General features: G+C 73.3%; 18 protein-coding genes and 1 pseudogene. 5 read left to right on the top strand and 14 right to left on the bottom strand.

The genetic code is table 11. The features are described 5' to 3' along the window. The first annotated feature begins 244 nt into the window (after positions 1-244). A complete protein-coding gene (locus FHX78_RS05410) occupies positions 245-1,513 on the top strand; it encodes an APC family permease (RefSeq protein WP_145866327.1) in 1,269 nt (422 codons plus the stop codon). Positions 1,514-1,523: 10 nt separating this feature from the next. Here FHX78_RS05410 and FHX78_RS05405 read toward each other — a convergent pair whose 3' ends face one another. The 3 genes and pseudogenes from FHX78_RS05405 to FHX78_RS05395 all read right to left on the bottom strand — a co-directional run bounded on the left by FHX78_RS05405 (position 1,524) and on the right by FHX78_RS05395 (position 4,581). Beyond that, positions 1,524-1,832: an Rv3488 family transcriptional regulator gene (locus FHX78_RS05405; protein ID WP_145866326.1), complete on the bottom strand. Its 309-nt coding sequence runs from the start codon at positions 1,830-1,832 to the stop codon at positions 1,524-1,526. A gap of 140 nt (positions 1,833-1,972) precedes the next feature. Next, positions 1,973-3,184, bottom strand: a pseudogene (locus tag FHX78_RS05400) (MFS transporter); the annotation flags it as partial. A gap of 5 nt (positions 3,185-3,189) precedes the next feature. After that, a complete protein-coding gene (locus FHX78_RS05395) occupies positions 3,190-4,581 on the bottom strand; it encodes an NAD(P)-binding domain-containing protein (RefSeq protein WP_145866324.1) in 1,392 nt (463 codons plus the stop codon). 146 nt (positions 4,582-4,727) lie between these two features. Here FHX78_RS05395 and FHX78_RS05390 point away from each other — a divergent pair, with 146 nt between their 5' ends. Together FHX78_RS05390 and FHX78_RS05385 are read left to right on the top strand one after the other, a co-directional pair. Further along, positions 4,728-5,090, top strand: coding sequence for an ArsR/SmtB family transcription factor (locus tag FHX78_RS05390; RefSeq protein WP_145866323.1), 363 nt, complete (start codon positions 4,728-4,730; stop codon positions 5,088-5,090). Positions 5,091-5,200: 110 nt separating this feature from the next. Continuing rightward, complete coding sequence (locus FHX78_RS05385; RefSeq protein WP_145866322.1) at positions 5,201-5,542, top strand: ArsR/SmtB family transcription factor; 342 nt, start codon at positions 5,201-5,203, stop codon at positions 5,540-5,542. Between the two features lie 27 nt (positions 5,543-5,569). On the opposite strand, the gene FHX78_RS05380 is transcribed toward FHX78_RS05385, so the two are convergent. From FHX78_RS05380 to FHX78_RS05345, 8 genes are all read right to left on the bottom strand, one after another. Continuing rightward, positions 5,570-6,256: an ATP-binding cassette domain-containing protein gene (locus FHX78_RS05380; protein ID WP_167531691.1), complete on the bottom strand. Its 687-nt coding sequence runs from the start codon at positions 6,254-6,256 to the stop codon at positions 5,570-5,572. Then, positions 6,244-8,055, bottom strand: a complete 1,812-nt coding sequence (gene pstC / locus FHX78_RS05375; protein WP_145866321.1) for a phosphate ABC transporter permease subunit PstC — start codon at positions 8,053-8,055, stop codon at positions 6,244-6,246. The genes FHX78_RS05380 and pstC overlap by 13 nt, the downstream gene beginning before the upstream one ends. A gap of 3 nt (positions 8,056-8,058) precedes the next feature. Next, positions 8,059-9,015, bottom strand: a complete 957-nt coding sequence (locus FHX78_RS05370; protein ID WP_167531690.1) for a phosphate ABC transporter substrate-binding protein — start codon at positions 9,013-9,015, stop codon at positions 8,059-8,061. A gap of 182 nt (positions 9,016-9,197) precedes the next feature. Continuing rightward, positions 9,198-9,557 carry a hypothetical protein gene (locus tag FHX78_RS05365; protein ID WP_229924006.1) on the bottom strand — a complete coding sequence of 120 codons (360 nt, stop codon included), beginning with the start codon at positions 9,555-9,557 and terminating at the stop codon, positions 9,198-9,200. Next, positions 9,554-11,089 (bottom strand): 2,3-bisphosphoglycerate-independent phosphoglycerate mutase, encoded by a 1,536-nt coding sequence (gpmI, locus tag FHX78_RS05360; RefSeq protein WP_145866320.1) that lies wholly within the window; start codon positions 11,087-11,089, stop codon positions 9,554-9,556. The genes FHX78_RS05365 and gpmI overlap by 4 nt, the downstream gene beginning before the upstream one ends. Then, complete coding sequence (gene aroA / locus FHX78_RS05355) at positions 11,086-12,408, bottom strand: 3-phosphoshikimate 1-carboxyvinyltransferase (RefSeq protein WP_145866319.1); 1,323 nt, start codon at positions 12,406-12,408, stop codon at positions 11,086-11,088. Before aroA ends, gpmI begins: the two co-directional genes overlap by 4 nt. A 52-nt stretch (positions 12,409-12,460) precedes the next feature. Beyond that, entirely contained in the window at positions 12,461-14,983 is a 2,523-nt protein-coding gene (locus FHX78_RS05350; RefSeq protein ID WP_167531689.1) for a molybdopterin-containing oxidoreductase family protein, read from the bottom strand. 119 nt (positions 14,984-15,102) lie between these two features. After that, positions 15,103-15,822: a CTP synthase gene (locus FHX78_RS05345; protein ID WP_145866318.1), complete on the bottom strand. Its 720-nt coding sequence runs from the start codon at positions 15,820-15,822 to the stop codon at positions 15,103-15,105. Between the two features lie 728 nt (positions 15,823-16,550). Here FHX78_RS05345 and FHX78_RS05340 point away from each other — a divergent pair. Next, on the top strand, positions 16,551-18,119 hold the full coding sequence (locus tag FHX78_RS05340; RefSeq protein ID WP_145866317.1) for an MFS transporter: 1,569 nt from the start codon (positions 16,551-16,553) through the stop codon (positions 18,117-18,119). Between the two features lie 111 nt (positions 18,120-18,230). Then, positions 18,231-18,632 (top strand): ArsR/SmtB family transcription factor, encoded by a 402-nt coding sequence (locus FHX78_RS05335; RefSeq protein ID WP_145866316.1) that lies wholly within the window; start codon positions 18,231-18,233, stop codon positions 18,630-18,632. Positions 18,633-18,728: 96 nt separating this feature from the next. Here FHX78_RS05335 and aepY read toward each other — a convergent pair whose 3' ends face one another. The 3 genes from aepY to FHX78_RS05320 form a co-directional block, all read right to left on the bottom strand. Next, positions 18,729-19,832, bottom strand: a complete 1,104-nt coding sequence (gene aepY, locus FHX78_RS05330; RefSeq protein ID WP_145866315.1) for a phosphonopyruvate decarboxylase — start codon at positions 19,830-19,832, stop codon at positions 18,729-18,731. Further along, positions 19,829-20,527, bottom strand: a complete 699-nt coding sequence (locus FHX78_RS05325; protein ID WP_145866314.1) for a DedA family protein — start codon at positions 20,525-20,527, stop codon at positions 19,829-19,831. Before FHX78_RS05325 ends, aepY begins: the two co-directional genes overlap by 4 nt. 85 nt (positions 20,528-20,612) lie before the next feature. Continuing rightward, complete coding sequence (locus FHX78_RS05320; protein WP_145866313.1) at positions 20,613-21,653, bottom strand: ketoacyl-ACP synthase III family protein; 1,041 nt, start codon at positions 21,651-21,653, stop codon at positions 20,613-20,615. Positions 21,654-21,675: the final 22 nt, after the last annotated feature.

Raw genomic sequence — 21,675 nt, 5'->3', positions numbered from 1 at the left:
TGCGTCCGGGCGGCTGCGATCACCAGTAGGGACTGTCGGCGGCGTCACCGCCGCGGTTCGGGTGCGGCGAGCCCCACCGCCGCGCGGCCGCCCGCCCGGGCCGCCGCAGGGCACCAGGGTAACCGTCCGCCGGACCTTCGTCCTGCGGCCCCGGGGCGGGACCCGGGCGGCCACCGAGGTCCCGTATCGTCTGCCGATATCGAAGTCCGTCACAGGTGCGGCCGTGCCGCCGGAGGAGTGGGCCATGAGCAAGCCGTCGACCGTCGGGGTGCCGGACGAGCTGCACCGGCGGCTGGGGGTGACCGACGCCGTGGTGATCGGCCTGGGCTCGATGATCGGCGCGGGCATCTTCGCCGCCCTCGCCCCGGCCGCCCGCGCGGCCGGCTCCGGGCTGCTGATCGGGCTGGCCCTGGCCGCCGTCGTCGCCTACTGCAACGCCACCTCCTCCGCCCGCCTCGCCGCCCGCTACCCGGCCTCGGGCGGCACGTACGTCTACGGCCGCGAGCGGCTCGGCGCGTTCTGGGGCTACCTCGCCGGATGGGGTTTCGTGGTCGGCAAGACCGCCTCCTGCGCGGCGATGGCGCTGACGGTCGGCTCGTACGCGTGGCCCGGCCAGGCCCACGCCGTGGCGGTGGCCGCCGTGGTGGCGCTGACCGCCGTCAACTACACCGGTGTGCAGAAGTCGGCCCTGCTGACCCGGGTGATCGTCGCCGTCGTCCTGGCGGTGCTCGCCGCGGTGGTGGTCGCCGCGCTCACGTCCGGCACGACCGAGGCGGAGCGCCTGGCCATCGGCGGCGACACCACCGTCGGCGGGGTGCTCCAGGCGGCCGGCCTGCTGTTCTTCGCGTTCGCCGGGTACGCGCGCATCGCGACGCTCGGTGAGGAGGTCCGCGATCCGCGGCGCACGATCCCGCGGGCCGTTCCGCTGGCTCTGGGCATCACCCTGGTGGTGTACGTGACGGTGGCGATCTCCGTGCTGCTGGTGCTGGGCCCCGCGGGCCTGGGTGCGGCGGCGGCGCCGCTGTCGGACGCGGTGCGCGCCGCGGGCGCCGGGTGGCTGGAGCCGGTCGTCCGGGTGGGCGCGGCGGTGGCCGCGCTCGGCTCGCTGCTGGCGCTGATCCTGGGCGTCTCGCGGACGACCCTGGCGATGGCCCGGGACCGGCACCTGCCGCCCGCGCTGGCCGCCGTCCACCCGAGGTTCAAGGTGCCGCACCGCGCGGAACTGGCGGTTGGACTGGTCGTCGCCGTCGTCGCGGCGACGGCGGACGTGCGGGCGGCGATCGGGTTCTCCTCCTTCGGCGTCCTCGTGTACTACGCCGTCGCCAACGCCTCCGCCTGGACCCTCGCCCCCGAGGAGGGCCGTCCGGCGCGGATCGTCCCGGTCGTCGGGCTGGCCGGGTGCCTCGTTCTGGCCTGCGCGCTTCCCCTCCCGTCGGTGGTCTCCGGGGCGGCCGTCCTGGCGGCGGGCGCCGCCGTGTACGGCATCCGCCGGGCGGTCGCGGCGCGCGGCTGAGCCGGGCGGATCAGCGGGGGGAGTCGTCGCCGAGGACCTCCCGGGCCAGCTCGCTCAGCGCCCGGCGGTCCTCGGCCAGCGCCTGCCGGCCCGCCTCCGTCGCCCGGTACACCCGCCGGGTACGGCCGTCGACCACCCGCTGCTCGGAGGCCAGCAGACCGTCGGCCTCCAGCCGGTGCAGCGTCGGGTACAGCGTGCCCGGACTGATCCGGTACCCGTGGCGGGCCAGTTCCCCGGTCATCCAGGCGCCGTGGATCTCCTCCTCGGCGGCGTGGTGGAGGATGTGCAGCCGCACCGCGCCCCGCTGGAACTCCCGCACCCTCTCCCCACCTCCCGCCCCGGCCCCGGAGCAGTGACGAAACCGATATCGGCGACCGATCCTACGTCCCGGCGGCGGGCCGCGGCACCGGCCGCGCCCGGGTGACCCGGTGCGGGGCGTCAGGGGTGCGAGCGGTGCGGGACGGCCGTCCGGTGCGCGAACAGGGCGGCCGTGACGGAGACGAGGGCCAGCACGGCGAACAGGGCCGGGTAGCCGCCGAGGGGTCCCGCCAGCGCCGTACCGGCGAACGGCGCGAGCGCCGACGCCGTGGTCGCGGGTGCGGCCAGCAGCGCGGACAGCCGGCCGTAGTGTGCGGTCCCCCAGCGGTCGGTGACGGCGGTGGCCTGCAGCAGCGTGAGGTTGCCGCGTACGGCACCGGCGACGACGGCGAGGACGGCGAGCAGCGGATAGGGGCCGCCCAGCAGGGCGAAGGCGGCGGTGGTCGCCCCGCCCAAGCCGATCAGCAGGGCGGCGCGGGCGGCGGGCGGGACGCCGCGGGCGAGGGCGGCGTAGAGCGTGCGGCCGAGCGTCTGCCCGAGGCCGCCGAGGCCGAGTGCCCAGGCGGCCTGGGTGGTGGAGTAGCCGCGTTCGAGGAGCAGCGGCACCAGGGTGACGACGACGGCGTACAGGGCGAAGGCGGAGAGCGTCAGCGCGACCGCGAGCAGCAGGAAGGGGCGGCTCCGGGCGAGGGAGGCGCCGGTGGCGCCCGCTCCCGCGGCGGTCGCCGGCGGGGCGGGCGGCCAGGGACCGCGCAGGGCCAGGGCGTGGGCGGGAACGGTGACGGCGGCCAGGACGGCGGCGAGAACCAGATAGGTCTGCCGCCAGCCGAGGTGTTCCACGAGCAGGGCGGTGAGCGGGGCGAAGACGGTGGAGGCGAGGCCGCCGGCGAGGGTGACGACGGTCAGCGCGCGCACGTGGTCGGGGGCCCACCAGCGGGTGAGCGCGGCGAACGCCGGCTGGTAGAAGGTCGCGGCCATGGCGAGTCCGGCCAGCAGCCACCCGACGGTGAACACCGGCACATTGGGGGCGGTGGCGACGACGACCAGGCTGAGGGTGCCGAGCACCGAGCCGGCGGTCATGACGGTGCGCGGTCCCCGGGCGTCGAGCACCCGGCCGATGCGGATGCCCGCCGCCGCGGACACGAGGAGGGCGAGGGAGAACGCCGCCGTGGTCGCCGCCGGGGACCATCCGGTGGCGGCGGTGATCTCCGGGTTCAGGACCGGGAAGGCGTAGTAGACGATGCCCCAGCCGGTGATCTGGGTCAGGCACAGCGCGGGCAGGGCCGCGCGCGGCCGCGCCGGGTGGCCCGGTGGGGTGGCGGCCGCGCGGGCGGGGACGTCGAGGTGCCGCATGGAGGTCAGCAGCCGCCGGAGGAGCTGCCGGGTGCCGCCGTGAGGGAGGCCGGGGTGATCTGCACGAGCTGCGGCGCGGGGGCGGCGCAGCACCCGCCCGCGTCCGCCGTCGCCGGTTCGGCGGCGTCGAAGAGGCCGGAGCCGCCGCACACGCCCGTCTCCGGCAGGACCAGCTCCACGCGGTCCGCCGCCTCCGGGTCCCCGGCGAGGGCGGCGGCCACGGAGCGGACCTGCTCGTAGCCGGTCATCGCGAGGAACGTCGGCGCCCGGCCGTAGGACTTCATGCCGACGAGGTAGACGCCCTCCTCGGGGTGGGCGAGCTCGGTGCGGCCGTGCGGGTAGACGGTGCCGCAGGAGTGGACGTTGGGGTCGATCAGCGGCGCCAGCGCGACCGGGGCCTCCAGGCGCTCGTCCAGGCCGAGACGGAGCTCGGAGAGGAACGACAGGTCGGGACGGAACCCGGTCAGCACGATCACCTCGTCCACCGGGTCGAGGCGGCGCCCGTCCTCGGCGACGAGGATCAGCCGGCCCCCGCCGTCCCGCTCGATCGCCGCGCAGCGGAAACCGGTGACGGCGTCGGCGTGGCCGTCCTCGACGGCGGCCCGGGCGGCGAGGCCGAGCGCACCCCGGGCGGGCAGCTGGTCGGCCCGGCCGCCGCCGAAGGTGGAACCGGTGATGCCGCGGCGCAGGATCCACACCGCCTCGGTGCCGTGGCCGTCGGGGGACCCGGCGAGTTCGGCCAGGGACGCCAGGGCGGTGAAGGCGGAGGCGCCGGAGCCGATGACCGCGGTGCGCCGGCCCGCGTACCGGGCGCGGACGGCCGGGTCCTTGAGGTCGGGGACGCGGTAGCCGACGCGGTCGGCGGCGGCGCGCTCGCCGAGCGCGGGCAGGCCGTCGCCGCCGGCCGGCGAGGGCAGCGCCCAGGTGCCGGAGGCGTCGACGACCGCGCGGGCCAGGACCCGCTCCTCACGGCCGTCCTCGGACGTCACGTGCAGGACGAAGGGCTGGGCCGCGCGGTCGGCGTCCACGACGCGGTCGCGGCCGGCCCGGGAGACCCCGGTGACGGTGGCTCCGTAGCGGACGCGGTCGCCGAGCACGTCGGCGAGCGGCTGCAGGTACCGCTCGGCCCAGTCCCCGCCGCTGGGGTAGGAGGCGGGGTCCGGCCGGGTCCAGCCGGTGGGCGCCAGCAGCTTCTCGGCGGCCGGGTCGACGACCTCGCTCCACGGGGAGAACAGGCGGACGTGCGCCCATTCCCGTACCGCCGCCGCCGCGACGGGCCCGGACTCCAGGACGAGGGGGGTCAGGCCGCGCTCGACGAGGTGCGCGGCGGCGGCCAGGCCGACGGGGCCGGCCCCGATGACGGCAACGGGAAGATCGGTGGCGGTGTGCGCGGTCACGGTGCGGCTCCTCGGTTTCGATGAACGTCGATACCGTCAGTGTGGACCCGGTATAGACGTTCGTCAACATAGAGGAACGTCGAAGTGTGTCCGGTGGGTCGGTTCCACCTCTTGGCAGGTGATTAGATGGGTGTCAACATAGAGGCATGTCTAATTTGGCTCCGGGCTCCGCCGTTCTCGACGTGGGCACGTCGTTGCAGTGCTGTCGGCCGCTGGGGCAGGAGGAGCTGTCGGCCGCCGACGCCGAGAAGATCGCCGCCATGTTCAAGGCGCTGTCCGACCCGGTCAGGTTGCGACTGTTCTCGAAAATCGCCGCGCGGCCCGGCGGGGAGGCCTGCGTGTGCGAGATCCAGGACGTGGGCGTCTCCCAGCCCACCGTCAGCCACCACCTGCGCAAACTGCGCGAGGCCGGCCTGCTGGTGTCGGAACGCCGCGCCAGTTGGGTGTACTACAGCGTGGCCCCCGGTGTGCTCACGGGCATGGCAGGCCTGCTGTCACGCGCCGTCTGAACCGGTACGCTCCGGCGGACCGCGGGGGACGCACCGGCCCGACGGCCGTCGGAGCCGGGCGAACCCGCAGGTCACGCAACCCGGAAGGGACGCCGGGGTGAGGAGACGACATGTGTCAGCAAGGCGCCGGTGCCCTGTGCGACGGGACGTGCCTGGAACTGAGCCCGGCGGACATGGTCTGGTGGTCCACCGTGTTCAAGACACTCGGTGACCCGGTCCGCCTGCACCTGCTGATGCACCTGGCCGAACACCGGGGCGCCGAGGTCGCCGTGCACGAGCTGGCCGACGTCGGGGTGTCCCAGGCCACCGTGAGCCACCACCTCAAGCGGCTGCGCTGCATCGGGCTGATCGAGAGCCGGCGGGAAGGCCGCCACATCTACTACCGCCTGGGCGACGAGGTCCGGTCCGCGCTGATGCAGATCCTGCACCAGCGCAGCCGGGTCGGAGCATGAGCCGTGGCCGTCGACGGACTCCGCGGCTCAGGAGACCGCGACGGCCGGGGCCGCCGCCGGCCGGTCCAGGCGGACCGTCGTGTCGCAGAGGCGCTCCACCTGCGCCGGGTCGTGGGAGACGAGAAGGACCGAGCGGCGGCCGTGCAGGGCCGCGATCGACTCCTCGACCGTGTCCCGGCTCTGCGCGTCCAGCGCGCTGGTGGGTTCGTCGAGGAGCAGGGCCGCCGGCTCCAGCGCCAGCGCGCGGGCGAGGCACAGCCGTTGGCGCTGTCCCGCGGACAGCGTGTGGGCCGGCGCGTCGAGCCGGTCGGCGACCTCCTGCCACAGTCCGGCCTCACGCAGCGCCCGCTCCGCCCGTTCCCGCAGCACCTCGCGCGAGGCCCGCAGCACGTGCCGCAGTCCGAAGAGCGCGTTGTCGAGGATGCTGCCGCCGAACACCACCGGTGTCTGCGGCACCAGGACGACCCTGGCCCTGAGGTCGGCGTCCCCCCTGCCCGGCGCGATCGCCCGGTCCAGCACCCGCAGGTCGCCGTCCCGGACGAGCCCGCTCGGGAGGAGGTCCACCAGGGCACGCAGGACGGTGGACTTGCCGGCGCCCGACGGCCCGCACAGTCCGGTGGTGGACCCCTGCGCGAGGTCGAAGGAGACGGGGCCCACCAGGGTCGTGTCACGACTGCGCACACGCAGCCGACGCACGGTGATTACGCTGTCCATCGCTCTCCTTCGAAGCGGTTGCGCAGCACCACGGCCGCGCAGAGGAGCACTGCGGTGATCAGGACCAGGACCAGGGCGCTGCCCCACGCCTGGGCGACCGCCTGGGGGTCGCCCGAGTCCTGGGAGAGGGTGAAGATGTGCGTCGGCAACGCCTGCACCGGCGACTCCACGACACCGCCCGGCAGCGCCGGGGCGCCGAAGAACACGGTGGCGGTGAACAGCAGGGGCGCGGTCTCGCCCGCGGCGCGGGCCAGACCGAGCAGCAGGCCGGTGACGGTGGCGGGCCAGGCGTAGGGGACGACGACCGACCGGATCAGCTGGGCCCGCGTCAGCCCCAACGACAGCGCGCTCTCCGTCAGTTCGGGCGGCAGGCTCCGCACGCGCGCCGAGGTGGCCAGCGCGATCACCGGTACCACCACGGGGACCAGCACGAGGGCCCCCGCCAGCCAGGACCGGCCCCAGCCCATGGCACTGGACAGGATGACGAACCCGGCCAGTCCCAGCAGGATGGTCGGTACGCCGCCCAGGACGACCGTCAGGGTCTGGAGCACACGCGCGGTACGCGCGGACGCGTGCACACCGATCAGGATGCCCGCGCCGAAGCCGAGCGGCAGCGCGAGCAGACCCGTCGTCACGACGAGCAGCACGGTGCCGACGATCTGGTCGCGCACACCCCCGCCGGCCGACCCGGTCGCCGCGGTGAACCAGAAGGAGGGGTCGAACGCGGAGCTGCCCCGCGTCGCCAGGAGGGCGAGCATGCCGGCCAGGAGGACGCCGGGCAGGAGCAGGGCCGCCAGCCGCAGCGTGGCCGCCAGCCGGTCGCGCTGCACCCGCAGCCGGGCCGTGGCCCGGTACCGCGGAGTCCGTCCGGCCGCCGTGTCGCCGCCGCGTCCCCGCGTGCCCCACACCGTCGCCGCGGCCACCAGCGCCAGCAGGACGAACCCGAGCCCGCACAGCGCGGCGAAGTGCGGACCCGAGGTCCCGGCCAGGACGGGTTCCGGCCCGGCCAGCTTGGTCGTCAGCGTCTGCCCGGGACGGACCAGCGAGTCGAGGAAGCCCCCGACATCGGTGGGGAGCCGCCCGTCGGCCCGGCCCACGACCAGGAAGACCGCGATGGCCTCACCGAGCGCCCTGGCCAGCCCGAGCAGGACGGCCGCCCGCATGCCCGCCCGGGCGAGGGGCAGCACGGCCGAGCGGACGACCTCGCGCCGGGTCAGCCCGAGCGAGAACGCGGCCTCCCGGCAGCGGTCGGGCACCGCGGCAAGCGCGTCGACACTGACGGCCACGACCGTCGGAGTGATCATCACCGCCAGCACGATGCCCGCGGCGAGCAGGCTGTCACCGCCCGGCACGTCCGCCCAGCGGGCGATGACGGGCCGGACGACGATGATGCCGATCAGGCCGTAGACGATGGAGGGCACCGCGGCCAGCAGTTCCACGCACAGGCGCAGCGGGCGGGCCACCCGGGGCGGGAGGTACTCCGACAGCGCGATGGCCGCCGCCCAGCCGACGGGCACGGCGAGGGCGAGGGCGAGGACGCAGACGACGGCCGTGCCGTAGATCATCGCCAGGCCGCCGTACGCCGCGTTGGCCGGGCTCCAGGTGGTCTCGGTCAGCAGGGCCGGCCAGTCGACGTCGCCGCCGCCGACCCCCGCGCCGAGATACCCGGCGAGGACCAGCAGCAGGGCCGCCACGGACAGTGCCCCGGCGCCCACCCAGCTCCAGATCCACTTCGACGGGCGCGGGCGGGTGCCCGGGCCGGGTGCGAGGGGTGGCCGGGCCAGTGTTCTGGTGGCCATCGGCTACTTCCCGATCTGCTGGAGGGTCAGATAGCCGTGCCGGGTCATCAGGGCCTGGCCCTTGGCGGACAGGACGTAGTCGATGAACGTCCTGGCCGTCCCCTCCGGTTCGCCGTCGGTGAGGAGGTAGAGCGGCCGGGACATGGGATACGTGCCGGAGGCGATGTTCTCCGGCGTCGGCGCGATGCCGTCGAGCGTCACCGCGCGCAGGCCGTCGTGTCCCTCGATGAAGCTGGTGGACAGCGGTGCCACGGCGCCGGGCGTCGACTCCAGCTTGTTGCGGGTCTCGAGGTTGCCGCCCACGACGGCGAAGTTGCCCGACTCGGGCGGCGGCGGGGGCTTCTCGTCCCCGTAGAGGTACTTGTCGAGCACCTCACGGGTTCCGCGGCCGGGTTCCTTGTCGTAGACGAAGACATCGAGGTCCGGACCGCCGACCTCCGACCAGTTGGTGATCTTCCCTTCGAACAGGCCGCGTATCTGGGCCGCGGTGAGGTTCTCGACCCCGCCCTCGGCGACCTCCCGCGTGACGATGACACCGACGGCGTCGGCGCCGATCTGGGTGGGACGGAAGTCGGTGTCCGGGTGGGCGGACCGGTCCTCGTCGGCCAGGGGCTTGGAGCTCATCGCGATGCCGATCTGGCCCGACGCGAGCTGCGAGATGCCGCCGGCGGAGCCGCCCTGGGTGGCGACGGTGATGTCGAGCCCGTCGGCCTTGAGGGCCTGGGCCGCGTCCGCGGCCACCGGGGCGACCGTGGTCGATCCGCTGACCTGCAACGCGCCGGTCGCTCCCGTGTCCTTGTCGGCGCACGCCGTCGCGAGGGACATGAACACCAGGGCCAGGGCGGCGACGCGGGCGGTACGGCGCCGGTGGGCGCGGGGGTGGTGCGGTCGGTGATGCCTGCGGCCCGACGACCGGCCGGAGGCCGAAGCGGGCAGCACGAAGCGTACGAGTGGTTCCATGACAGATCCTTCGGGGTGGCGGTGCCCTGAATGAGGAAGCGGGACAGCGGTGGACCCCGGGGGGCGGGCTGCCCGCGCAGGCTGCGGTGGATCCGGCGCAGATGTGCCGGCGTTCGGAACGCCGGCACAGGGGCGCGAGAGGACGGGCGCTGCGGCCCGGAACGCGGGGGTGCTCTCCTTCCCTACGAGGTCACACTGAGCCAGACCTGGCCGGACGCGGGCAGGTGGACGTACAGGCCGCCGGGCGCGGCGCTGGTGTGCATGGACCCGCTGACGAAGTGCCAGGTGCGGCCGGCCAGTTCGGGCAGCAGGGCACCGAGGTCGACGCGGGCCTCCACGGCGGACGGGTTGTGCAGGCCCAGCACCGCGCCGGAACGGTCGGCGGGCTCGCGCAGGACGGCCTCGACGGCGCCGGCCTCCAGCGGGCGGACGACCGCGTCCTCGGCGAAGGCGGCGGCGATGCGCGGGGCCGGGGCGCAGCCGTCCGGTGCGGGCATCCGGTCCCACGCGGCCCGGGGGGACGTGGGGGCGAGAGGGCTCACAGCAGCGACCTTCCAGTCATGACGGATCCGGGTTCGTGTCCCAGCAGGTGCAGGACGGTGGGGGCGACATCGGCGAGCGTGGCCCGCTCCGGGAGCACCGGCGCGGAGCCGCCGCCCGGGGCGGGGACGATCACCAGGGGCACCGGGTTGGTGGTGTGCCCGCCGTAGGGGCGCGTGCCGCCGTCCGGGGCCCGCTTGGTCATCTTCTCGGCGTTGCCGTGGTCGCCCACGGCCAGCACCCACCGCCCGGCGGCGCGGGCCGCGTCCAGGATGTCCCGCACCGCCGTGTCGGTCGCCTCGCAGGCGGTGACGGTGGCGGCCAGGTTCCCGGTGTGGCCCACGACGTCGATGTTGGCCAGGTTGGCGACGACCAGGTCGACGTCGGCGCGGGCCACGGCGTCGGTGACCGCCCGGGTGACCCGGTCCAGGTTCATCCCCGGACGCGCCACGTAGTCGGGCTTGCCGTCACCGGTGACGCGCACGTGCTCCTCGACCGCGCGCACCGTGTCGTCCCGGCCGTTGACGTAGTACGTCACGTGCTCGAACTTCTCGGCCTCCGCGATGCGGACACTGCGCAGCCCGGCCGCGGCGAGCTCGTCGGCCAGACCGCCGGAGGCGTCCGCGCGCGGGACCAGGGCGGGGATGGCCGTGCGGGTGTCGTACTGGGCGAGGCTGAGCATGTCGACGCGGCGGCCGGTGGCGGTCAGCCGGTCCGCCAGAAGGTCGGCGAACTGCTGGATGCGGTCGCTGCGGAAGTTGAACCACACCACCGCGTCCCCGTCGCGCACCGTCGCGTCCCCCGCCGGTGCGAGCACCGTCGGGGGAACCCACTCGTCGCCGCGCGCCGAAGCGGACACCGCCTCGCGGACACTGCCCGCCCGGGTGCCCCGGCCGTCGGCGACCAGGGCGACGGCCTGTTCGGTCAGCTCCAGGTCGCCGGCCTTGTCCATCGCGTAACCGCGCCCGACGACCGTGGCGATCCGTCCCGCGCCGGCCTGTCCGGCGAGTTCGGCGACCCGGGCCAGATACGTCTCGGACGTGCCGTCGGCGACGTCCCGCCCGTCGGTGATGGCGTGGAGGAACACCCGGTCGACCCGGTGGGCGGCGGCCGCGGCCAGCAGCTCGCTCAGGTGCTCCACATGGGCGTGGATCTGACCGTCCGAGCACAGCCCGATCAGGTGCAGGGCACCGGAGGAGGCCGCCGTCCGGCCGAGCGTGGCGCCCAGCCGGGAGTCGGTGCGCAGGGTGCCCGCGTCGATCGCCCGCTGGACCAGCAGGCTGTCGTACGGCAGGGGGCGTCCGGCGCCGATGACCATGTGGCCGATCTCGGAGTTGCCGACCGTGCCCGGCAGCAGGCCGACCGCCTCGCCGGAGGCGTCGGCCAGCGTGCTCGGGCAGGTGGCGAGCAGTTCGTCCAGGACCGGAGTGCGCGCCGACGACAGGGCGTTGTCCTCGGCCGGCGGCGCGTGTCCCCAGCCGTCGAGCACCAGCAGGACGCCCGGGCCGGCGGCCACGGGTGCCCGGGCGCTCACTGGGTGCTCTCCGAACCCGGGTGCAGGGTGTCGAGGGTCTGCCAGAACGTGGGGAAGGACTTGGCGACGCAGCCTGGGTCCTTGATGACCACGCCCTCGGTGCGCAGACCGCCGATGGCGAAGGTCATGGCGATGCGGTGGTCGTCGTAGGTGTCGATGACGGCCCCGTGCGGTGTGCCGCCGGTGATGTACATGGCGTCGGCGTGCTCCTCGACGTCGATGCCCATCTTGCGCAGCTCGGTGGTGACGGCGGCGATGCGGTCGCACTCCTTCACGCGCAGCGAGGCGATGTTGGTGATGCGGGTGGTGCCCTCCGCGTACGCGGCGGCGATGGCCAGCGACGGCACGACGTCGGGCATGGCCTCCATGTCGATGTCGATGCCGCGCAGCGGACCGCCGGTGAGGGTGATCGAGTCGTCGGTGACCTCGGTGCGGCAGCCCATCCGCTCGAACGCCTCGACGAGGTGCACGTCGCCCTGGTGCGAACCGGCGCCGATGCCCGGGATGACGACCCGGGACCCGAGGACGGCGGCGGCGGCCAGGAAGTAGGACATGCCGGAGGCGTCCGGCTCGACGGTGACCTGTCCGCCGCGGGCCTGCTGCCCGGCCGGGACGGTGAAGCGCCGGTAGCCGTCGCGGTCGACGCGGACGCCCATCTCCTTCAGCGCGGCGAGGGTCATCTCCACGTATGGCTTGGAGACCAGCTCGTCGCTGATGGTGATCTCGGTGTCGGTGCCGGCGCGCAGCGCGTTGATGATGAGGCTGGAGGTGAACTGGCTGGAGACGGCGCCGCTGATGGAGGTGGAGCCGCCCTTGAAGGAGCCGCCGACCACCCGGACCGGCGGGCTGCCGTTGCCGCGGACCGCGGTGGCGTCCACGCCGAGCGCGGGCAGCGCCTTGAGCAGGTCGCCCATGGGGCGTTCCTGCATGCGGGCGTTGCCGGTGATGACGGTGGTGCCCTCGGCGTGGCCGGCCATGGAGATCAGGAACCTGAGCGGGGTGCCCGCGCCGCCGACGTAGATGTCCTCGTCCGGCGCCCGCATCGGCTTCCCGGTGGGCGTGACCCGGATGCGGGCGGCGGAGTGGTCGATGGCGCACGTGACGTGGCCGAAGGCCTCGATGGCGCGGGCCAGGTAGACGGTGTCGTCCGACAGCAGCGCGTTGTCGACGACCGTCTCCTGCCCCGACAGGGAGGCGATGGCCAGGTAGCGGTTGGTGTAGCTCTTGGAGCCCAGGACGCGGACGGTCTCGTCGAAGCCGGCCAGCGGCCTGACGGTGACGGACTCGGCGTCGAGACGCGGATCGGGCGTGGCGGTCATGCACTGCCTCCAGGTGATGGGGACGGATGGTGTGCCGGTCTCGTGCGGCGGGTCAGGCCTTGACGACCCTGCACGCGAAGCACTTGAAGGCCTGCTGGCCGGAGAGGTTGTCGTAGTAGCGGTCGTCGGGGAGGGTGTTGGCGGCCTCGTAACGGGGGTCGTCGAAGAGGTCGCCGACCTTCTGGGCCGGGCCGAAGGTGTTCGGGACGAACACGGTGTCGGTCCTGATTCCCTCCCACAGCAGTGCCGTGCCGGTCACCGAGCCGCGGGGGCTCTCCACCCGGACGTCGTCCCCGTCGGCGATGCCGGCCCGGCGGGCGGTGTCGGGGTGGATCTGGACGAAGCGGATGCCGTTGAGCTGCTTGCCCATCGGCGTCCAGTGCGTGACCTCGGCGAAGTGGACGACGCTGGGCCGGCCGGTCATCCCCATGAGCGGGAACTCACGGTGCACCGCGTCACTGCCGGGCACCCCGAGGCGCACCGGGTGGGTGACGGCCTGGGGGTTGATCGGGTTGGTGACGAACGTGCGGCTGTAGGCGAGGGTCGGGTTCTTCCCGGTGACCTCGGGGTGCGTGTAGAAGACGGGCAGGGCACCGTGTCCGGTGACGGCCAGCTTCCGCTCCAGCTCCGGAGTGGTGATCTCGATCCTGCCGCTGGGGGTGAGGAACCGTTTGCCGCGGTGGGCCGGGTCCAGCGACTCGACCGCCTCGTACCAGCTGGGGTGGTCCAGGTAGAGGGTGCTGACACCGGGGTGTTCGGGGGAGGGGCAGGGCCAGCGCAGCGGCTCGGTCCGCTCCCGCATCCGCGCCCGGGTCATGCCGCCCATGCCGGGGGTGTGGGTGACGAAGTCGGCCCACAGCTCCTTGTAGTCCGTCCACCGCTCGGGGAACGCCTCGCGCCACTCGGCGGCGGGGCGGCGGGTGTCCAGCTCGGCCAGGGCGTGCGCGAGGCCGATCCAGATCTCCCAGTCCGGCCGGGACTGCCCGACCCGGTCGACTACCTGGTCCTGCCAGCGGATCGCCCGGTCGTCGCGGCGCATGTACACGCCCTCCATCTCCAGACCGCTGCACGCGGGCAGGACGATGTCGGCGTAGTAGGCGGCCTCTTCCATGAACAGGCCGGTGTAGACGTAGAAGTCGAGTTCCTCGAACGCCTTCTTGACCTTGGTGGTGTTGGCGGAGGAGACCAGCGGGTTGCCCTGGGTGATGACCGCGCGCAGCCGGTAGGGGTCGCCGGTCAGGATGGACTCGGCGAAGTAGTCCGGGCCGACCGGCAGCGCCTCCCGGCGCTCGGGCACCGTCACCCGGAGCGGCGGCAGGTGCAGGTCGCCGGGCCAGGTGTTGTGCATGAAGTTGCACCCGCCGCCCGGGCGCCCGATGTTGCCGGTCACCGCGGCCAGGAACGTGGCCACCCGGTACGTGTCGAACGCGCCGAGCTGGTGGGAGATGCCGGCGTTGCAGAAGATCGCCGCCGGTTTCGCCGACGCGTACTCCTCGGCCATCTCCGTGATGGTCGCGGCGGGCAGGCCGGTGACCTTCGCGGCCCACGCGGGGCTGTACCGGTGCTTGCGCAGATGGGCCCGCAGCTCCTCGAAGCCGACCACCCAGCGCTTGACGAACGCCTTGTCGTACAGGTTCCGTTCGATGATGTGGTGGAGCATGCCCAGCAGCAGCGCGTAGTCGGTGTGCGGCTTGGGCGCCACCCACCGGTCGGCCACCGCCCCGGTCGGGGTGAGCCGCGGGTCGACCACCGTCAGGGTGGCCCCGGTCCGCTCCCGGCCGCGCAGCAGGTAGTCGAACGTCACCGGATGGGTCTCGGCCTGGTTGGTGCCCAGGAACAGGTAGTGACGGGCGGAGCCCAGGTCGTCCTTCCCGGTGGCGCCGTCGGTGCCGTAGCCGTTGGTGAAGTTGCCCAGGCCGAAGGTGACCGCGAGCGCGTTGCCGCCGGCGTCGTTGCAGACCGGGCCCACGTCGGTGTTGTTGGGGCTGCCGAGCATCGCGAAGAGGCGGGCCACGAGCGAGCCGGTGCCCCGCGGCAGCCGGCCGGTGGTGCGGTTGGCGATGGTGTGGGCCTGGCCGGCGTCCCGCAGCGACAGCAGCTTCCCGGCGATCGTGCGCAGGGCCTCGTCCCAGCCGATGGCCTCGAACCGGGAGTGCGGCGAGCCCTTGGCGCCGGAGACGCGCCGCAGGGGGGTCGTCAGCCGCTCGGCGTTGTAGACCAGCTGGGGCATCATCTCGGCCTTGACGCAGACCTGTCCGCGCTGGACCGGGTCCTTGTCCTCACCGCGCACGGCGAGCACACGGCCCGCCTTGAGGTCCACGTTGAGGCGGCAGTTGGAGTTGCAGAACTGGCAGGCCGTGGCGACGGTGCGGTCCGGCGTCAGAGCGGCGGACCCGTCGGTGAACGCCGCCCCCGGCACCCGGTCGGCGTCGGGCGGCGCGGCGGCCGCCGAGGACGGCTCGGCGGCCCGGGCCGAGATGACGGGGAGCAGGACGGGCGCGCCGAGTCCGGCGCCGCCGACGACGCCGCCGCGGACGAAGCCGCGTCGCGACAGGCCGTGCTGATCGTGCTTCATGGAGGCGTGGTGATCCTTCCGCCTGGTGTGGGGGCGAGGCGGGCATGGCGGTGCCCTGGGCCGTGCGCGCCTTCGGCGCACGGCCGCTCATCGAACGGTGCGGGGTGTCGCCGCGTCGGTCAGGTGGCCGACTGCGCCGTCAGCACGCCGGCGCGGGTGCGCACGGCGGCCAGGAAGGCCCGGAGGATCACGTGCTCCTCGCCGGGCGCGGAGGACAGCTCGGGCTGGAAGAGGCTGCCCATGAAGAAGGGGTGCCCGGTGATCTCCAGGGCCCGGGGCGCGCCGTCGGTGTCCCAGGCGCTGATCCGCAGGGCGCCCTGGCTGGCGGAGTCCATGAAGGCGTCGGTGAGCCCGTAGTCGCAGTGGAAGATCTCCTCCACCTCGGTGGTGCCGTAGATCGAGGCGAGCAGCGAGCCCGGCCTGACCTTCAGCGGGGCCTTCTCCCCGCGGAAGGAGCACTTCAGCGGGGTGACCAGCGGCATCAGCTTCTCGGGGTCCTCGTCCACGCCCTCGGCCTCGGGCAGGTGCAGCACGTTCTGCGCGTGCTCGATGAGGGCGCTGAAGAACCCGCCGCAGGTGCCGAGGAACGGCAGGCCGTTCTCACGGGCGTGCCGCACGGCGAGGTGCACGCCCTTCTGGTTGAAGTACGGCGCCCCGGGCACCACCCATATCCCGTCGAAGCCCTCCAGGAGGGAGACGTCGTGGAGGTCGGTGGTGGGGATCCACTCCGTGGTCAGGTCCCACTGCTCACGCATCGCGTCGATCTTGGGGTGGGACGGCTCGTCGTGGTTGCCGCGGTCGCCCACCAGGGCAAGGCGTGGCTGAGCAGAGACTGACATCGATTTCCCTTTCCAGGATTTCGGGAAGGATCCGGAACCGGCCGTCGCCCAGGGCGGTTCCAGCCTCGTGAGCGCAGCCGGACACGTGCCGACGTGTCTCGCTGCGCGGGTGTTCGATGGTGTCTGAGGTGATGTCAGGACCGTGCCGCCACGCACGGACCTCGGACGTGAGTCGGGGCGCGCGGGCTTCTATCGCCGCGTCGGCGGTGATGTGGCCGCGCCTGTGCGCTTGCCGGATGTACGCATGTGTTCCAGCCCCCTGGCGCCCCGTTTGCCGGACCCCTCGTGCGATGAGGTCCCGTGCTGCTTCTCGCTCAATTTATCGATGACGGTCAAAGTATTCGAGGGTTTCTTTCCCTGCTGGGAGCGTTTCCCGCCAACTCCCCGCCAGAGGTCCGAGGTGGGGTCGTGTGCGGTTTCGGGGGGTCGACGGCAGGGCTGATCAGGTTCATTGGTGCGGAATGACGGGGTCCGCCGGGTGTGCGCTCGGGTGGCACATGAGACACGCGGGCCGAATCCCGGCAGTTGGTTTTCGCCGATCTCCGCACATCACGGCCACGGCGCCGCTGACGGGTCGCCAAGTGTGAAGGTGTGGCGCAGATGGCCGAAATCCAGCGCACGGACTCAGCCGCTATCAACAGCGTTTGCTGTTGATAGCAGCCGATGCTGCTTAATGTGTGGGCGGCCCCGCACGGGCGCCGTCCCGTCCCCGCTCGAGGAGTACGTGAGTGAACAGCCCCGCCGGTCATCCCCGCCGATGGCAGATCCTGAACATCCTGTGCCTGAGCCTGGTCCTGATAGGCCTGGACACCCTGATCCTGAACCTCGCCCTGCCCAGCATCCAGGAGGACCTGGACGCCACCACCAGCCAGTTGCAGTGGATGGTCGACTCCTACGCACTGGCCTTCGGCGGGCTCCTCCTCATGGCCGGCGGCCTGTCCGACCGCTTCGGCCGCAAGCGCCTGCTCTCCGTCGGCACGGCCGCCTTCGCACTGACCAGCCTCGGCGCGGCCTTCGCCACGAACGCCGAGATGCTGATCACCTTCCGCACCCTGATGGGCGTCTCGGCGGCGCTGATGATGCCCGCGACGCTGGCCATCATCAAGGACGTCTTCCCGCGCGAGGAGCAGGGCAAGGCGATCGGCATCTGGTCCGGCGCGGCGGCCGTCGGCGTGCCGCTGGGCCCGCTGGTCAGCGGCCTGCTGCTGGAGCACTTCTGGTGGGGCTCGATGTTCCTCATCAACGTCCCGCTGGCCGCCGTCGCCCTGGTCTTCGGCGCCAGACTGATCCCCGAGTCCAAGGCCGAGGCACACCCCGGTCTCGACCTCGTCGGCGCCCTGCTGTCGGTGGCCGGACTGGTCGCCATCGTCTACGGCCTGGTGGAAGCCCCCCACAACGGCTGGGGCGACGTCGTCACGGTCGGCTCCCTGCTCGTCGGCGCCGCCCTGATGGTCGCCTTCGTCGTCTGGGAGCGGCGCACCGCGCACCCGATGCTCGACGTGGGCCTGTTCCTCAACGCCCGGTACGGCGGCGGCGCCCTGGCGATCGCCTGCACCTCCTTCGGCCTCTACAGCGGCCTGTACCTGCTCACCCAGTACCTCCAGTCGGTGCTGGAACTCGACCCGCTGGGCGCCGGCCTGCGCATGCTCGCCATCGGCACCATGATGATCGGCGCCCCCCTGTCCGCGAAGCTGGTGGAGCGCGCCGGCCTGAAGGCCACCGTCGTGTTCGGCCTGCTCCTGTGCACCGCCGGCCTCGGCATCCTGGCCGGCCTCCAGGTCGACGACGAGGCCCAGGCGCTCTGGGGACTCGCCGTGTTCGGCCTCGGCATGGGCATCGCCCTGCCGCCCGCCGTGGACGCCATCCTGGTGGTCTCCGCCGCTCGCCAGGCGGGTGCCGGATCCGCGGTCGCGGACGTCGGCATGCAGGTCGGCGGTGCCCTCGGCATCGCGATCAGCGGCAGCGTCATCGCCACCGTCTACCGCGACGACCTGCCGCAGGCCGCGCGGCTGCCCGGCGAGGCGGGTGAGGCGGTGCGCGAATCCCTCGCCGGTGCCACCGCCGTCGCCCAGCAGATGGGCGGCGCGGCGGGCCGGCGCGTGCTGGACGCCGCCCAGCACTCCTTCGTCGGTGGGTTCGCCACCACCCTGCTCATCGCCGTCGGCGTCGCCGCCGTCGGCGCGCTGGTCGTGGCGTTCGTCCTGCCCACGGCCCGCGTCACGGACGACGAGGGGCCCGCGCAGGCCGAGGCACCGGCGAAGCACACCACCGGCGCCGACGCCTCCGCGGCCTCCTGAACGGCCGGAACCACGACAGTGCGTAGGATCGAACCCGCAGCCCGGCCCGGCCCGTCGGGCGAGGACGGGCCGTGTCCGCAGGCCCGGTCGCGGGCCGAGAGGGAGGTGGCGATGGCCCGGCCGTCGAAGCTCAAGGTCGCGGTCAGCGACCCCGCCCAGTGGCTCGGCGAACGCGAGCGGGCGCGGATGCTGGCGCCCAAGCTGCGGGCGCTGGCCGACGAGACCCGGCTGATGCTGATCCTGCTGATCGCGCAGCGCCCGCGTACCGTCAAGGAGTTGCAGGAGGCCACCGGTCTGAGCCAGACACTGGTCAGCCACCACCTGGCCCCCCTGCGGGAGCAGCACCTCGTCGAGGCGATCCCCAAGGGCCGCAGCAACCAGTACGTGATGTGCTGTCAGACCCTGGCCGAGCCGCTGCGCATGTTCGCCAGCCTGGCGGCCATGGACCCCGAGACCGTGGCCGCGTGCCTCCAGCCGGAGGCCGACGGCCCGGTCGAGGCCCGGGGTGCCTGACCGCGCTCGACCGCGCGCCACGGGACAGGGCCGTGCCCCACGCCACCGGCGTGGGGCACGGCCCTTCGGCACTCCGCGCGCCCGGTCCGGCTACGGCTACGGCCGGAGACTTTCCTGGAAGCGGTCCCGGATGTCCAGTGTGCTGAGCGCGTTCGTGGCACGCGGCGGGATCGCACCCGTCCGCGGCAGCGTCCTGACACTGATCAGGTGGGGCCCGGCGGCCTCCCGGGCGCGCAGCACCGCCTCGCGCAGCGCGTCCTCGGTGGCGCAGGCGACCGCGCTCGCGTAACCGGCCGCCAGGGCCATCCCGGGGAACGACGTCGTCGCCGAGGTGGTCGCCTGCCCGCCGGTCGACTCGTGGACCCGGTTGTCGAGCACCACGTGGATCAGGTTCGCCGGCGCCTCGTGGCCGATCATCGACAGCGCGCCCAGGTGCATCAGCAGCGCGCCGTCGCCGTCCAGCACCACGACGGTCCGCTCCGGATGCGTCAGGGCCACGCCCAGCCCCAGGGACGAGGCGTGTCCCATGGAACCCTGCATGTAGAAGTTCCCGGGGGCGTCGGCCACGGCGAACGTGTCGCGCCCGGTGAACCCGGTGGTGGCGACGACGGCGGCCTCCGGCGCGGCGGCCGTGACCGTACGGATCGCCTCCGCCGCCGGGAGTCCCTCGGTGTGCGGGTCGTTCGCGGCGGTGGCCTTGCCGATGGCGCCGCGCTCGACGAGCACGAACGGGGCGCGCCGCGCCGCCAGGTCCTTCTCGGCCAGGTCGAGGACCGCGGTGAACTCGTCCACGGTGTCCTTGGCGTACAGGGTGTAGTGCGGCGTGCCGATGCTGTCGAGCATGCCGGGGGTGGCCGGCCCCATCACCTCGTGCTGGGGCTCGTCCGTGGCCGGGTCGGGCCATCCGCGCAGGCTGGTGAAGGTCAGGATCGGCAGCCGGTACGTCATCACCAGCGAGGTGAGCGGGTTGACGAGATTGCCCAGCCCCGAGTTCTGCAGCATGACGTAGGCACGCTGGCCGCCCAGCGCGGCGCCCGCGGCGACGGCCAGGGCGCTGCCCTCGTTCGGGGCGGGCACGTAACGACCCGGCCGGGTGCTCAGGTGGGCGATCGGACCGCCGAAGTGCGAGCAGGGCACCCCGCTGGCGAGCCCGAAGCCGCGGTCGGCGAGGAGGTCACAGAAGTCCTGGGCGGAGATCATGGGCGGGGCAGCTCCGTTTCGGCGGCGGTGGTGGTGGACGGTGCGGTCGGTTCCGCGCCCGCGCTCCGGGCCGCGCGGGCCCGGCGGCGCATCTTGACGCCCTCGATGATGATCGGGATGCCGGAGACCAGCACGATGCCGATCACGATGGCCTCGATGTTGTCCCGGACGAACGCGATCTGGCCGAGGTAGTAGCCGACCAGCGTGAGGCTGACCGACCACAGCACCGCACCGATCACGTTGAACAGGAAGAACGTGCGGTACGCCATGCGTCCCACGCCTGCGGTGATCGGGATGAAGGTGCGGAAGACGGGGATGAAGCGGGCCATCACCAGCGCCTTGGGCCCGTGCTTGAGCATGAACTCCTGGGCGCGTTCGGCGTTCTCCCGCTTGAAGAACCGCGAGTTGGGCCGGCGGAACAGCGCGGGGCCGACCTTGCGGCCGAAGGCGTAACCGAACTGGTCGCCGAGGACCGCGGCGACGGCGATGGCGAGCATGACCAGCCACAGCGGCTGGTGGAGGATCTGGTCGTTGGCGACCAGCAGCCCCGCGGTGAACAGCAGCGAGTCGCCGGGCAGGAAGAAGGCGACGATCAGCCCCGACTCGGCGAACACGGTGGCCATGATGCCCAGCAGACCGGAGGCGGAGATCAGTGCCTCGGCGTCGAGCAGAGGCGAGGAGGCGAGATACGACATCGGTGGTACGTCCCTGACGTCAGAAGGTTGACCGGACAGCGGAGGGGCGCACCGGCCCGCCGGGGGCCGGTGCGCGACACGGGAGTTACCGGGCGGCCCAGTCGGGCCGCCGGTCGATGCGGACGACGGCGCAGGTGATGGACACGCCGCCGCCGTGCGCCACGATCAGCACGTGGTCGCCGGGGCCGACCTGCCCCGTCTCGACCAGGTGGGTCAGACCGACGATCTGGTCGTTGACCGTCAAGTGCCCCAGGTTGCGGCCGAAGTCGAGCAGCCCCTGCTCGGGGGAGAGGCCCATGGGGTCGAGGATGACCTTGAGATAGCTCTCCTGACCGGTGAACACATGGCACACGCGGGTGACGTCGCCCGGCTCCAGACCGGCCTCCGCCAGCGTGCGCAGCGCGATCTCGGTACGCAGCTCGCCCTGCCGGCGCACGACTTCGGCGACCGTCTCCTCCAGGCCGCCCGCGGCGGCGAGCCGCTCCTTGAAGTCCATGCCCCGGCCGACCGTCAGCGACGGCGGGAACAGCGGCTCGTTGCCCCGGTACTGCTCCTCCACCTCGGCGGTGGAGCCGGTGTTGATCGACAGCAGGCTCGCGAACCCCTCGGTCTTCGACAGCAGCACGGCGCTGCCGGCGTCACCGAGGACACCGTTCTGGATGCCGAAGGCCCACCGGTTGAAGTTCGGCGTGCCGACGTTGTCGGCGCCGGTCAGCAGCGCGGCGCTGCGTTCGGGGACGGCCTGGAGGTAGCAGGCGGCCAGCTCCAGCGAGCCGATCAGACCGCTGCACGCCTGCCAGACCCGGAAGGAGGGCACGTCGCGGTCGGTGAGGTGGCGCAGGATGTAGTGCTGCGGCGACCAGCCCTCGGGCCCCTGTTCGTGACCGCAGGCGTGGATGTGCAGGTCGATGTCGTGCGGGTGCAGTCCGGAGCGTTCCACGGCCTGCCGGGCGGCGGCGACGGCCATGTCCGGGGCGGGCATGTCGTCGGCGACCGCAGCGCCGGTCCAGCCGTAGAACTCGTACTCGTCGGCGTCGTACAGACCGAGCGCGACGGCCTTGCGGGCGTCGACGACGTCCGGGATGTAGGTGCCGAGTCCGGCGATGTGGATGTCGGTGGTCTTCATGGGCAGCTGGGTCCTCGTCACT

Source organism: Streptomyces capillispiralis (genome assembly GCF_007829875.1).
GTDB classification, from domain to species: Bacteria; Actinomycetota; Actinomycetes; order Streptomycetales; family Streptomycetaceae; genus Streptomyces; species Streptomyces capillispiralis.
Note: the sequence above shows the minus strand (reverse complement) of the source record. Positions and strands in the feature narration are given on the sequence as shown.

Excerpts from the sequence above, each read along its gene's own strand:
- FHX78_RS05410 (WP_145866327.1), top strand. The coding sequence starts at position 245 with ATGAGCAAGCCGTCGACCGTCGGGGTGCCGGACGAGCTGCACCGGCGG.
- FHX78_RS05390 (WP_145866323.1), top strand. The coding sequence starts at position 4,728 with ATGTCTAATTTGGCTCCGGGCTCCGCCGTTCTCGACGTGGGCACGTCG.
- FHX78_RS05385 (WP_145866322.1), top strand. The coding sequence starts at position 5,201 with ATGTGTCAGCAAGGCGCCGGTGCCCTGTGCGACGGGACGTGCCTGGAA.
- FHX78_RS05380 (WP_167531691.1), bottom strand. The coding sequence starts at position 6,256 with ATGGACAGCGTAATCACCGTGCGTCGGCTGCGTGTGCGCAGTCGTGAC.
- pstC (WP_145866321.1), bottom strand. The coding sequence starts at position 8,055 with ATGGCCACCAGAACACTGGCCCGGCCACCCCTCGCACCCGGCCCGGGC.
- FHX78_RS05370 (WP_167531690.1), bottom strand. The coding sequence starts at position 9,015 with ATGGAACCACTCGTACGCTTCGTGCTGCCCGCTTCGGCCTCCGGCCGG.
- aroA (WP_145866319.1), bottom strand. The coding sequence starts at position 12,408 with ATGACCGCCACGCCCGATCCGCGTCTCGACGCCGAGTCCGTCACCGTC.
- FHX78_RS05350 (WP_167531689.1), bottom strand. The coding sequence starts at position 14,983 with ATGAAGCACGATCAGCACGGCCTGTCGCGACGCGGCTTCGTCCGCGGC.
- FHX78_RS05345 (WP_145866318.1), bottom strand. The coding sequence starts at position 15,822 with ATGTCAGTCTCTGCTCAGCCACGCCTTGCCCTGGTGGGCGACCGCGGC.
- FHX78_RS05335 (WP_145866316.1), top strand. The coding sequence starts at position 18,231 with ATGGCCCGGCCGTCGAAGCTCAAGGTCGCGGTCAGCGACCCCGCCCAG.
- aepY (WP_145866315.1), bottom strand. The coding sequence starts at position 19,832 with ATGATCTCCGCCCAGGACTTCTGTGACCTCCTCGCCGACCGCGGCTTC.
- FHX78_RS05325 (WP_145866314.1), bottom strand. The coding sequence starts at position 20,527 with ATGTCGTATCTCGCCTCCTCGCCTCTGCTCGACGCCGAGGCACTGATC.
- FHX78_RS05320 (WP_145866313.1), bottom strand. The coding sequence starts at position 21,653 with ATGAAGACCACCGACATCCACATCGCCGGACTCGGCACCTACATCCCG.